This window comes from Thauera sp. 2A1 (assembly GCF_009469595.2).
GTDB lineage: Bacteria > Pseudomonadota > Gammaproteobacteria > Burkholderiales > Rhodocyclaceae > Thauera.
The window spans coordinates 149,431-161,479 of the sequence record NZ_SSXV01000009.1 but is presented as its reverse complement, the minus strand read 5'-3'; the positions used below and the strand labels follow the sequence as shown (position 1 = coordinate 161,479).

General features: G+C 66.4%; 12 protein-coding genes and 1 tRNA gene. 9 read left to right on the top strand and 4 right to left on the bottom strand.

The window, feature by feature from the left end:
* Nucleotides 1-136: 136 nt before the first annotated feature.
* Entirely contained in the window at nt 137-1,243 is a 1,107-nt protein-coding gene (locus GH664_RS10855) for an aromatic ring-hydroxylating dioxygenase subunit alpha (RefSeq protein WP_153168078.1), read from the bottom strand.
* Nucleotides 1,244-1,371: 128 nt separating this feature from the next.
* Between GH664_RS10855 and GH664_RS10850 the strand changes: the two genes are divergently transcribed.
* From GH664_RS10850 to GH664_RS10825, 6 genes are all read left to right on the top strand, one after another.
* Nucleotides 1,372-1,629: an exodeoxyribonuclease VII small subunit gene (locus tag GH664_RS10850; protein ID WP_153168077.1), complete on the top strand. Its 258-nt coding sequence runs from the start codon at nt 1,372-1,374 to the stop codon at nt 1,627-1,629.
* Nucleotides 1,626-2,537: a polyprenyl synthetase family protein gene (locus GH664_RS10845; RefSeq protein WP_153168076.1), complete on the top strand. Its 912-nt coding sequence runs from the start codon at nt 1,626-1,628 to the stop codon at nt 2,535-2,537. Before GH664_RS10850 ends, GH664_RS10845 begins: the two co-directional genes overlap by 4 nt.
* A gap of 22 nt (nt 2,538-2,559) precedes the next feature.
* A complete protein-coding gene (dxs, locus tag GH664_RS10840; protein ID WP_153168075.1) occupies nt 2,560-4,422 on the top strand; it encodes a 1-deoxy-D-xylulose-5-phosphate synthase in 1,863 nt (620 codons plus the stop codon).
* Between the two features lie 64 nt (nt 4,423-4,486).
* A complete protein-coding gene (gene folE2, locus GH664_RS10835; RefSeq protein WP_153168074.1) occupies nt 4,487-5,296 on the top strand; it encodes a GTP cyclohydrolase FolE2 in 810 nt (269 codons plus the stop codon).
* A 118-nt stretch (nt 5,297-5,414) separates the two neighbouring features.
* A complete protein-coding gene (locus tag GH664_RS10830; RefSeq protein WP_153168073.1) occupies nt 5,415-5,765 on the top strand; it encodes a carboxymuconolactone decarboxylase family protein in 351 nt (116 codons plus the stop codon).
* Between the two features lie 46 nt (nt 5,766-5,811).
* Nucleotides 5,812-5,901 (top strand) — tRNA-Ser (locus tag GH664_RS10825).
* A 151-nt stretch (nt 5,902-6,052) separates the two neighbouring features.
* On the opposite strand, the gene GH664_RS10820 is transcribed toward GH664_RS10825, so the two are convergent.
* The 3 genes from GH664_RS10820 to glcC all read right to left on the bottom strand — a co-directional run bounded on the left by GH664_RS10820 (nt 6,053) and on the right by glcC (nt 7,925).
* Nucleotides 6,053-6,520 (bottom strand): RES family NAD+ phosphorylase, encoded by a 468-nt coding sequence (locus tag GH664_RS10820; protein ID WP_153168072.1) that lies wholly within the window; start codon nt 6,518-6,520, stop codon nt 6,053-6,055.
* Nucleotides 6,520-6,978, bottom strand: a complete 459-nt coding sequence (locus GH664_RS10815) for an antitoxin Xre/MbcA/ParS toxin-binding domain-containing protein (RefSeq protein ID WP_153168071.1) — start codon at nt 6,976-6,978, stop codon at nt 6,520-6,522. Before GH664_RS10815 ends, GH664_RS10820 begins: the two co-directional genes overlap by 1 nt.
* Nucleotides 6,979-7,139: 161 nt before the next feature.
* Nucleotides 7,140-7,925: a transcriptional regulator GlcC gene (gene glcC / locus GH664_RS10810; RefSeq protein ID WP_153168070.1), complete on the bottom strand. Its 786-nt coding sequence runs from the start codon at nt 7,923-7,925 to the stop codon at nt 7,140-7,142.
* Between the two features lie 245 nt (nt 7,926-8,170).
* Here glcC and glcD point away from each other — a divergent pair, with 245 nt between their 5' ends.
* Genes glcD through glcF form a run of 3 tightly spaced genes read left to right on the top strand, consistent with a single transcriptional unit; the run spans nt 8,171 to nt 11,998 of the window.
* Nucleotides 8,171-9,670: a glycolate oxidase subunit GlcD gene (gene glcD, locus GH664_RS10805; protein ID WP_153168069.1), complete on the top strand. Its 1,500-nt coding sequence runs from the start codon at nt 8,171-8,173 to the stop codon at nt 9,668-9,670.
* The gene (gene glcE / locus GH664_RS10800) at nt 9,670-10,752 is read left to right on the top strand and encodes a glycolate oxidase subunit GlcE (protein WP_153168068.1); all 1,083 of its coding nucleotides are present in this window, start codon (nt 9,670-9,672) and stop codon (nt 10,750-10,752) included. Before glcD ends, glcE begins: the two co-directional genes overlap by 1 nt.
* 28 nt (nt 10,753-10,780) lie before the next feature.
* The gene (gene glcF / locus GH664_RS10795) at nt 10,781-11,998 is read left to right on the top strand and encodes a glycolate oxidase subunit GlcF (protein ID WP_153168067.1); all 1,218 of its coding nucleotides are present in this window, start codon (nt 10,781-10,783) and stop codon (nt 11,996-11,998) included.
* Nucleotides 11,999-12,049: the final 51 nt, after the last annotated feature.

Below are 12,049 nucleotides of genomic sequence, written 5' to 3'. Positions count from 1 at the left end.
TGGGTCTGGTGTCGCTGCTCGATACGACGCGACGGCTCCAGTGTCTTTCATGAACCGCCGTATGCGGAACCGCACGTACGGTGGTGTGAGAGGGCGACGGGGGTGACCCCGTCCCCTACTCGATACGGTATCGAGTTCAGCTGCCGATGTGCGGCTCCAGGATGCGGCGATAGAACTCGTGGAAGTGCTGCATGCCGTCCTCGTAGGGCGACTGGTAGGGCCCTACCTCATTGCGCCCTTCCTTCATCAGCGCCAGCCGGCCACGGTCCATGCGCTCGCCGATGTCGTCGTCCTCGATCGCGGTCTCCATGTAGGCCGCCTGCTCGGCCTCGACGAACTCGCGCTCGAACTCGACGATCTCCTCGGGGTAATAGAACTCGACGACATTGGTGGTCTTGTTGACGTCGGTCGGAATCAGCGTGCTCACCACCAGCACGTGCGGATACCACTCCACCATGATGTTCGGGTAGTAGGTGAGCCAGATCGCGCCATGCGCGGGTTTCTTTTCGCCGTAGTAGTCCTGCACCGCCTTGTGCCAGCGCGCGTAGGTAGGCGAGCCCGGCTTGGCGAGCGAGGTGATGCCCACCTGCTGCACCGAGTACCAGTCGCCGAACTGCCAGCTCAGGTCGTCACAGGTGACGAACTTGCCCAGTCCGGGGTGGAAGGGTGCGACGTGGTAGTCCTCCAGATACACCTCGATGAAGGTCTTCCAGTTGTAGTTGCACTCGTGGATCTGCACACGGTCGAGCTTGTAGCCGGCGAAATCGAGCTCCGGCGCAACCTGCATGCCGGCAAGGTCGGCGTTGGCGGAGCGCGGCCCCTTGAACAGCAGGCCGTGCCAGTTCTCGAGCTGATCGCGTTTCAGCCCGAGGCAGGGCTTCTGGGCGAAGTGCGGCGCGCCGATAAGCTGCCCTTCGCGGTCGTAAGTCCAGCGATGCACCGGGCACACGACGTGCTCGGTCGTGCCGCTGCCCTGCAGCATGATGGCTTGGCGGTGGCGGCAGACGTTCGACATCTGGTGCACGCCGGCCTCGGTGCGGAACAGCAGCTTGGAATGATCCAGCCACTCGAGCGAGCGGTAGTTGCCGACCTCCGGTACCATCAGCTCGTGGCCGACGTACCCCGGACCGGCATCGAAGAGGAGCTTTTTCTCCAGTTCGAAAACCTGTTCGTCGAAGTACCAGGACACCGGCAGTTGCGAAACTGCCTGAGCCAGATGGATCTTGGAAGCGATGTCGGACATCCCCGAACCTCCTCTCTGCGACCAGAAAGCCGGAAAAATAAACGGGTTAGTGTAAGGCAGCCCGTGTTTGACCGCCAGACACCCCTTCGGTTATTTTCCCCCTTTTTTAGCCGCGTCGATATTCATCCATGCCAAAGCCGGCATCCTCACCGAAGTCATTCGAAGCCGCGGTCGCCGAACTCGAGACCATCGTCCAGGATATGGAAGCGGGCAGCTTGTCGCTCGAGGACGCCCTCGCCCGCTATCAGCGCGGCGTCGGCCTGCTGAAGTTCTGCCAGGACACGCTCGCCCAGGCGGACCAACGGATCAGACAGCTCGAAGGCAACCAACTGACCGATTTCCACCCTGAGGGCACGCCGCCCGACAGCGAGGGCGATAGAGCATGAGCAGCATCGACAACGCCCCCGGCGATTTCGCCGACTGGATGGGACGCATCCAGCAAGCCACCGAAACCGCCCTCGCCGCCCTGCTGCCCGACGCGTCGATCGCTCCACAACGCCTGCATTCGGCGATGCGCTACGCGGTCCTCGGCGGCGGCAAGCGGGTGCGAGCCTTGCTGGTCCATGCGGCGGGCGAGCTCGTGGGCGCATCACCACAGCGACTCGACCGCCTGGCCGGCGCGGTGGAATTCATCCATGCCTATTCCCTTGTGCACGACGACATGCCCTGCATGGATGACGACGTGTTGCGCCGCGGCAAGCCGACGGTGCATGTGGAATATGACGAGGCGACCGCCCTGCTTGCCGGCGATGCCTTGCAGACGCTCGCTTTCCAGGTGCTCGCCGAGGCACCGCTGGCCGACAGCCTCGCCGATCAACTCGCGATGGTCGGTCTGCTCGCCAACGCTTCAGGCTCACGCGGCATGGCTGGCGGGCAGGCAATCGACCTCGATTCGGTAGGCAAGCAGCTCAGCCGCGAGGAACTCGAGTTCATGCACGTGCACAAGACGGGCGCGCTGATCCGCGCGTCGGTGCTACTCGGCGCACGTGCCGGCACGCCGATGGCCGACGACGACCTGCGCCGACTCGACCATTACGCGAAGCTCGTCGGCCTGCTGTTCCAGGTGGTCGACGACATCCTCGACGCGGTCGCCGATACCGCCACGCTAGGCAAGACGGCCGGCAAGGATGCCGACAACGACAAGCCGACCTATGTCAGCCTGCTCGGCATCGAAGAGGCCCACCGCCTCGCACGCGACATGCTGGCCGATGCGCATGCCGCCCTCGCGCCGTTCGGGCCGCGCGCGAACCGCCTCGGCGCGCTGGCCGACTACATCGTGCACCGCACGTTCTGACCCGTTCCTTTCTGGCGCCCCCATGTCCCGCTACCCGCATCTGGACCGCATCAGCTCCCCCGCCGACCTTCGCGCACTCGATCGCCGCGAACTCCGCACCATTGCCGACGAACTGCGCGCCTTCCTGATCGAATCGGTGTCGAAGACGGGCGGCCACCTGTCGTCCAACCTCGGCACGGTCGAGCTCACGATCGCGCTGCACCACGTCTTCGATACGCCGCAGGACCGCATCGTGTGGGATGTAGGCCACCAGACCTATGGCCACAAGGTACTCACCGGCCGACGCGAGGCGATGGGGGGCCTGCGCCACTGGGGCGGCATCTCGGGCTTCCCGCGGCGCAGCGAAAGCGAGTACGACACCTTCGGCACCGCACACTCGTCGACCTCGATCTCGGCTGCCCTCGGCATGGCGGTGGCCGCGCGCGACCGCGGCGAGGACCGCCATGCGATCGCGGTGATCGGCGACGGCGCGATGTCGGCAGGCATGGCCTTCGAGGCGCTGAACAACGCCGGCGAGATCGACGGCATCAACCTGCTGGTGATCCTCAACGACAACGAGATGTCGATCTCGCCGCCGGTCGGGGCCCTGACCAAGATCCTCGCGCGCATGATGTCGGGCTCGACCTACAACACCGCGCGCCGCGTCGGCGAGAAGGTGCTGGGCATGGCGCCGCCGGTCGCGGAGCTCGCGCGCAAGGTCGAGGAATACGCCAAGGGCATGATCGCGCCCGGCACCCTGTTCGAGGAGTTCGGTTTCCATTACTACGGCCCGATCGACGGCCACGACCTGGACGCGCTGATCCCCACGCTGCAGAACCTGAGGAAGCTCGAGGGGCCGCAGTTCCTGCATGTGATCACGCGCAAGGGCCAGGGCTACAAGCTGGCCGAAGCCGATCCGGTGCTCTACCACGGCGTGTCGAAGTTCGACCACACCGCCGGCATCCAGAGCGGCAAGGGAGGCGGCAAGCTGACCTACACCCAGGTCTTCGGCGACTGGCTGTGCGACATGGCCGCCGCCGACCGGCGCATCATCGGCATCACGCCGGCCATGCGCGAGGGCTCCGGCATGGTGCGCTTCGCGCAGGAGTACCCCGACCGCTACTACGACGTGGGCATCGCCGAGCAGCATGCCGTGACTTTCGCCGCCGGTCTCGCCTGTGAAGGGCTGAAGCCGGTGGTGGCGATCTATTCCACCTTCCTGCAGCGCGGTTACGACCAGCTCATCCATGACGTGGCGTTGCAGAACCTGCCGGTGGTGTTCGCCATCGACCGCGGCGGCCTGGTCGGGGCCGACGGTGCGACGCATCACGGCGCCTTCGACCTCTCCTACCTCGCCTGCATCCCCAACATGGTGGTGATGGCGCCGGCGGACGAGAACGAGTGCCGCCAGATGCTCTACACCGCGGTACGCCACGAAGGCCCCAGCGCGGTGCGCTATCCGCGCGGCAGCGGTGGCGGCGTCACGCCGCAGAAGGAGATGACGGCGCTGCCCATCGGCAAGGGCGAGATCCGCCGCCATGGCCAACGCATCGCCCTGCTGGCCTTCGGCAGCCTGCTCGATGTGGCGATGGACGTGGCGGAGGCGATCGACGCCACGGTGGCCAACATGCGCTTCGTCAAGCCGCTCGACGAAGCGCTGGTCGCCGAGCTCGCCGCCAGCCACGACCTGCTGGTGACGCTGGAGGAAAACGCGGTGATCGGCGGCGTGGGCGCGGAGGTGTCGCGCTGCGTGGACGGGCTTCGCGCGCGACCGCGCGTGCTGCGCCTGGGCCTTCCCGACCGCTTCATCGATCACGGCGACCAGGCGCAGTTGCTCGCCTCGGTCGGCCTCGACAAGCCCGGCATCCTGGCTGCCATCGAGCGCGTCGACCAGCTCAATAGTTGAGTAATTTTGTCGGGAATGTTACGATCTCGGGCATGATTTTCGGAACGAAAGAGAGAACACGCCCATGAACGCCACCGTGGCCAGCGCGATGCCCGACGTGCAGAACAGCATGGACAGCCGGCAGATCGCGATCAACAAGGTCGGCATCAAGTCGATCCGCCACCCGGTGAAAGTCGTCGACAAGAGCGGTGGCGTGCAGCACACCGTCGCCAGCTTCAACATGTATGTCGGCCTGCCCCACAACTTCAAGGGCACCCACATGTCGCGCTTCATCGAGATCCTCAATGGCAACGAGCGCGAGATCTCGGTCGAGTCCTTCGAGCCCATGCTGCGCGAAATGGTCAAGCGCCTGGAGGCGGAGACCGGCCACGTCGAGATGACCTTCCCCTATTTCATCAACAAGGCCGCACCGGTTTCCGGTGTCAGGAGCCTGATGGACTACGAGGTCACCTTCATCGGCGAAATCCGCGAGGGCAGCGATTACGTCTTCACCATGAAGCTCGTGGTGCCGGTCACCAGCCTGTGCCCCTGCTCCAAGAAGATCTCCGATTACGGCGCGCACAACCAGCGCTCGCACGTCACCGTGACTGCCGTGCTCAACGACCACCTGTGGATCGAGGACGCAGTACAACTGATCGAAAGCCAGGCCTCGTGCGAGGTCTATGGTCTGCTCAAGCGCCCGGACGAGAAGTACGTGACCGAGCGCGCCTATGACAATCCGAAGTTCGTCGAGGACATGGTGCGCGACGTCGCCGGCCTGCTGAACGCGGAAAGCCGCATCGACGCCTACATCGTCGAGTCGGAGAATTTCGAATCCATCCACAACCACTCGGCCTACGCACTGATCGAGCGCGACAAGCGCAAGCCAGCCTGATCCGGGACGCCCGGACACCACCAGCGGCGGCACGCGCCCATGCGCCTGCCGCCGCCGTACTTTTCGAGGGCGCTTCATCGGAGTAAAATTAGCGTTTACTTAAGTACGGAGTCTCGCGATGTCCAAGTCCTTCGTCCAGATCACCACCGACGTCTCCCGCGCGCTGGGCACGCTGCGCAAGGAGATTCCCGACACGATGCAGGGCTTCAGCGCGATGGCGAAAGGCGCGCTGCACGATGGGGCGCTCTCGGAACTGCAGAAGGAACTGATCGCGCTGGCCATCGCCGTGACCCAGCGCTGCGACGCCTGTGTCGGCTTCCACGTCAAGGCCTTGATCCGGCTCGGAGCGACCCGCGAACAGGTGATGGAAACGCTGGGCGTATGCACCTACATGGGCGGCGGCCCCGCCCTGATGTACGCGGCCGAAGCTGTCCGCGCCTACGAGGAAATGCTGCCGAAAAGTGAATGACCCGTTCACTTTTCCAAAACTTCCCCTATAATGCCGACCTTCGAGCGGAGAGGTGGCAGAGTGGTCGAATGTACCTGACTCGAAATCAGGCGTAGGTGCAAGCCTACCGTGGGTTCGAATCCCACCCTCTCCGCCAGTCATTCAGCAAAAACGCGCCTTCTGGCGCGTTTTTGCTTTCCACCCCCCAGGCATTCCCCCCCCCCAGGCAGTCCCCCCCCCCAGGCAGTCCACCTCCCAAGCAGCCCCACTTATCAAGCGCGGCGCGGACTCTCGGCCGACTCGACGCGCTAGGACAGGTTTCGCAGCAGCCGCGTGTCCACGTCCAGCAATTCGGACGCGCCGATGCTGATGCGGGCGAAATCCGGATGCCGCGGATTCAACAGGTAGTTGCGCTCTCCGGGGAGCACGGCGCTCGGCACATCCAGCACTGCGGTGACACCGCTTTCGAGCCAGGCCCGGCCCATCTCCTGCAACACGTCCCGCACACCAATCGTGCGCCAGCCCTCGGGCAATTGCCCGACTTCGACGCGGGTCGCGGGCAGGTCGGCCGGAAGGTGCGCGGGGATCAGGACGTAGCGAGCGCGCAAGGGATCGTCCTGCACCATGAGCTCGAGCAAGGCCAGCGATTGCGACTCCGCCGTGTAGATCATCGCCCAGCCTTTCGGATTCCAGCGCCCGCCGTACAGCCGCGCGCCCTCGCCACTGAACGCGGAGGGCGCGAACCGCGCGGTGGTGATGCGCCAGACAGTGCGCATCAGGCGAAGATGCCGTGCTCGATGCGGCCAAGGGTGTCGAGCACGCTGTCGGCGCCGATCTCGGTATCCAGCAGTGACAAGGGGGTCACGCCCCCCAGCGCGGCGTTGGTGCTCTGCAGCCAGCTCAGCGCAGCGTCAGCATCCTCGAACACCGCCTCGGCGCGCTCGACGACGCGGGCAAAGCGCACGAACTTGGCTGACTCGTCGGGCGACAGCATGCCTTCCCGCTTGCGTCGAACCAGCGTGCGCTCCGGAATGCCGAGCGCACGCGCCAGGTCGCCCTGGGCGATGCGCGTCAGGCGAATTGCCGCATCCACCGACGCCGACGGCAGGCCCTGGCGCAGAAGAGGAATCCAGTCCATGAGCACACGCGGACTGGCGTGAAGCACACCCTCGCCGCCGAGCAGGCGGATCGCAGCCATTGCGGCGGGGTTCGTCGTGGCGGTGGTGGCGGACATGCTCGGCTCCTGAAAGGCCATATTGGCTCCAGGCTAGTCAAATTTGGCGGAACTGTCCATCTCTGCCGTGGACCTCGACGTCGAATCACCCGCAGCTACGGCTGATGGACGCCCCGCGAGCATGGACCAGACTCGCTTTCGGCACGGCGGCCCTGCCGGCGCTAGCTCCAGCCTTCCAGCCGCATCGTGGCGCGCACCAGACGCTGGTTCTCCTGCTCGATCTCCATGAAGCTCTCGCGCACGCTGTTCACGTGTTCGCGGGCGATGCGCTCGGCGGTCTCCGGCTGGCGATCGATGATCGCCTGATAAAGGCGGCCGTGCTGGCGGTCGATCATGCGCTTGTGCACCGGCCGGTGGTAGAGGTTATTGACCGCTGCGAAGACGCTGTTGAGCATGAGATCCGACAGCGACTGCAGGGTGTGCACGAGCACCGGATTGTGCGAAGCCTCGCTGATCGCGCGGTGAAAGGCATGATCCAGGCGGGCATGCTCTTCCGCCGTGGTCTTTTCCGGTGCTTCCTGGGTCGCAGCCATCTCTTCATACCGGCGCCTGATGATGATCAGGTCGGCCGCGGTGCCCCGCAGCGCAGCCAGGCGCGCAGCCTCGCTCTCGAGCACCGCCCGCACCTCCATCAGATCGTACAGGGTGCGCGGCTGCGAACTGAAAAGATGCAGCAGCGGCGCCGTCTCGCGCATCGACAGATTGGCGACGAAAGAACCCTTGCCGTGCTTCGTCACCACGATGCCGTGGCTGCGCAATACCCGCAGCCCTTCGCGCAGCGCCGAACGCGAGGTTCCCAGCTTCTCGCAGAGACGGCGTTCGGAGGGTAGCGCCTGTCCGGGCTTGAGCACGCCGTCGGTAATCAGGCGTTCGATGCGCTGGGCCACCACATCCGCGACCTGCATGGATTCCTGCGCCGGTTTTTCGAGCGCGACTTCAGCGTTCATGGTGGTCCGACCAGTGATGCACCAGACCACATCATAGTCTCTTATGCCCGCATTAGCATTGGGCTTGCGGCCCTTTCGCGGTGCGTCATTCCCACCCCCGGAAAACAAACTGGTCCGACCAGCTCGAGAACGCTTGGAATTGGCTGTCGCGCGCCCGTAGGATGCGCCTCCAGGTTCGCTCCGGCCTCGTTGCATCGACCGCGAGCGAACATCTGACTGACGCAGACATCGGAATTGGGGCCGCGATGAACATCCTCTACGACGAACGTGTTGACGGCGCGCTGACGCGGGTTGATCAGGCGGCACTGCTTGCCGAGCTGCGCACCGGCATTCCCGACCTGACGATCCTGTATCGCCGCGAAGACCTCAAGCCCTACGAGTGCGACGGCCTGGCGGCCTATCGCACCACGCCACTGCTGGTGGTGCTGCCGGAGCGTGTCGAGCAGGTTGCCGCCGTACTGAAGCTCTGCCACCAGCGCAAGGTGCCGGTAGTGGCGCGCGGCGCCGGCACCGGGCTGTCCGGCGGTGCGCTGCCACTCGAACAGGGGGTGCTGCTGGTGATGGCGCGCTTCAATCGCATTCTCGAAGTGAATCCGGCCGGCCGCTATGCGCGCGTGCAGCCTGGCGTGCGCAACCTGGCGATCTCGCAGGCTGCCGCCCCTTACGAGCTTTACTACGCACCCGATCCGTCCTCGCAGATCGCCTGTTCGATCGGCGGCAACGTGGCGGAAAACGCCGGCGGCGTGCATTGCCTGAAGTACGGGCTCACCGTGCACAACCTGTTGAAGGTGGAGATCCTTACCATCGAGGGCGAGCGCGTGACGCTGGGCGCAGACGCGCTGGACGCGCCCGGCTTCGACCTGCTGGCGCTGTTCACCGGTTCCGAAGGCATGCTCGGCGTCGTCACCGAAGTCACGGTGAAGCTGCTGCCGAAACCGCAGGTCGCCCGCGTGCTGATGGCGAGCTTCGATTCGGTGGACAAGGCAGGCCGCGCGGTGGGCGACATCATCGGCGCCGGCATCATCCCCGGCGGCCTCGAGATGATGGACAAGCTCGCCATCCAGGCGGCCGAAGACTTCATCCACGCCGGCTATCCGGTGGAGGCGGAGGCCATCCTGTTGTGCGAACTCGACGGCGTGGAATCCGACGTGCAGGAAGACATCGAGCGCGTGCGCGCCGTGCTCGACAAGGCCGGCGCCACCGCGGTGAGCCTGGCGCGCGACGAAGCCGAACGGGTGAAGTTCTGGGCCGGGCGCAAGAACGCGTTTCCCGCGGTGGGCCGCATGTCGCCGGACTACTACTGCATGGACGGCACCATACCGCGCCGCCACCTGCCCACCGTGCTGCAGGGCACGGCCGATCTGTCGCAGCAATACGGCCTGCGCGTGGCCAACGTCTTCCATGCCGGCGACGGCAACATGCACCCGCTGATCCTGTTCGATGCCAACGTGCCCGGCGAGCTCGAGCGCGCCGAGGAACTGGGCGGCAGGATCCTCGAACTGTGCGTCGCGGTGGGCGGCACGATCACCGGCGAGCACGGTGTCGGGCGCGAGAAGATCAACCAGATGTGCGTGCAGTTCAACAGCGACGAGCTGCGCTTCTTCCACGCGGTGAAGGCGGCATTCGACGCCGACGGCCTGCTCAACCCGGGCAAGAACATCCCGACCCTGCACCGCTGCGCCGAATTCGGCGCCATGCACGTGCACCAGGGCAAGCTGCCCTTCCCCGAACTGGAGCGATTCTGATGACGACCGAAGTGGCACAGGATGCCGCGCGCGACCAGGACCTGGGCGCCGAGTGGCTGGACCGCGTCAATGCCGCCCTCTCGGCGGGCAGGCCGCTGCACATCCAGGGTGGCGGCAGCAAGGGCTTCTACGGCCGACCGGTGGAGGGCGAGGCCTTCGACACCCGCGGACATCGCGGCATCGTCAGCTATGACCCGACCGAACTCGTCGTCACCGCGCGCGCCGGCACGCCGCTCGCCACGCTCGAAACCGAGCTTGCAGCAGCCGGGCAGATGCTCGCCTTCGAGCCGCCGCACGGCGTTCTCGGCGCCACCGTGGGGGGGACCGTGGCAGCGGCGCTGTCCGGCCCGCGCCGGCCCTGGGTCGGTTCGGTGCGCGACTTCGTGCTCGGCTGCCGCGTGATCACCGGCGAAGGCAAGCACCTGCGCTTCGGCGGCGAGGTGATGAAGAACGTCGCCGGTTACGACGTCTCGCGCCTGATGGCCGGCAGTCTGGGCTGCCTGGGGCTGATCACCGAGGTGTCGTTCAAGGTGCTGCCCTGTCCGCGCCACCGGCTCGACCTGCGCCTGGAAATCTCCGCCGAGGACGCGATCGCCCGTTTCGCCGAATGGGGCCAGCAGCCGCTGCCGATCAGCGCTGCCTGCCATGACGGCAGTGCGCTGATGCTGCGCCTGGAAGGTGGCGAAGGCTCTGTCGCCGATGCACACCGCCGCCTGGGCGGCGAGGTCGCCTCGGCCGCTTTCTGGAGCGAGCTGAATGAGCGACGCCTGCCCTTCTTCGCCGATCCGCGTCCGCTGTGGCGGCTGTCCATCGGCAACGACCGGCGGCTGCCTGCCCTGCCCGGCGACCAGCTCGTCGACTGGGGCGGCGCGCAGCGCTGGCTGAAATCCGATGCCCCTGCCGAGCAGATCCGCGACATCGCCAGCGCCGCCGGCGGCCACGCGACCTGTCTTACCGCGGGCATCACGGACAGCCCCTTCCAGCCGCTGCCGGACGTGCTGATGCGCTATCACCGCCAGCTCAAGGCCCGGCTCGACCCCAAGGGCATCTTCAACCCCGGACGCATGTACGCGGGCCTGTGACCCCACCCGACCCTGGAGCCGACCGACGATGCAAACGAATCTGAGCGAAGCCGCGCGCCAGCTCCCCGGCGCCGACGTGGCCGAAGAGGTGCTGCGCACCTGCGTGCACTGCGGCTTCTGCAACGCCACCTGCCCGACCTACCAGTTGCTCGGCGACGAACTCGACGGGCCGCGCGGGCGCATCTACCTGATGAAGCAGATGCTGGAAGGCGGCGAAGTCAGCGCCAGCACGCGCCTGCATCTGGACCGCTGTCTCACCTGTCGCAACTGCGAGACGACCTGCCCCTCCGGTGTGCAATACCACAAGCTGCTCGACGTCGGCCGCGCCGCGATCGAGCGCTGGGCACCGCGCCCCCTGGGCGAGCGCCTGCAGCGCGATGCGCTGCGTGCCGTCGTGCCGCGCCCGGCCGTCTTCAAGGCCGCCCTGCTCGCCGGCGAGGCGGTACGGCCGCTGCTGCCCGGTTCGATCGCGGCAAAGCTGCCGCGCTCACAGCGCGAAGCCGGCGCGCGCCCGGCACCCCGGCATGCGCGCCGCGTGCTGATGCTGGAAGGCTGCGTGCAGCCCGCGCTGTCGCCCAACACCAACGCCGCCACCGCGCGCGTGCTCGAGCGCCTCGGCATCAGCATCGTCCCGGCGGAACAGGCAGGCTGCTGCGGCGCGGTGGATTTCCACCTCAACGCGCAGGAGGCCGGACTCGATCGTGCGCGCCGCAACATCGATGCCTGGTGGCCGGCGATCGAGGCCGGCGCAGAAGCCATCGTGCAGACGGCCAGCGGCTGTGGCGCCTTCGTGAAGGAGTACGGCTTCCTGCTGCGCGACGACCCGGCCTATGCGGCCAAGGCGAAACGCGTCAGCGAGCTCGCGCTCGATCTCGTCGAGGTGCTGCGCACCGAACCGCTCGAGACGCTGGGCGCGAAGACCGGCGCCAAGCTTGCCTTCCACGGCCCGTGCACGCTGCAGCATGCGCAGAAGCTCGGCGGCGCCGTCGAGGCCGTGCTCGCGCGCCTGGGCTTCAACCTGACTGCGGTGCCTGACAGCCACCTGTGCTGCGGTTCGGCGGGTACCTATTCGCTGACCCAGCCCGAGCTGTCGCGCCGCTTGCGCGACAACAAGCTCGATGCGCTCGAGAGCGGAAAGCCCGACGTGATCGCCACTGCAAACATCGGCTGCCAGACGCACCTTGATGGCGCCGGACGCACATCCGTGCGCCACTGGATCGAACTGGTGGACGAAGCCATCGCCTGACGCCGCGCAGGCCGCCACAGGCCACCTGCCCGCTCAAGACATCTGCAAGGG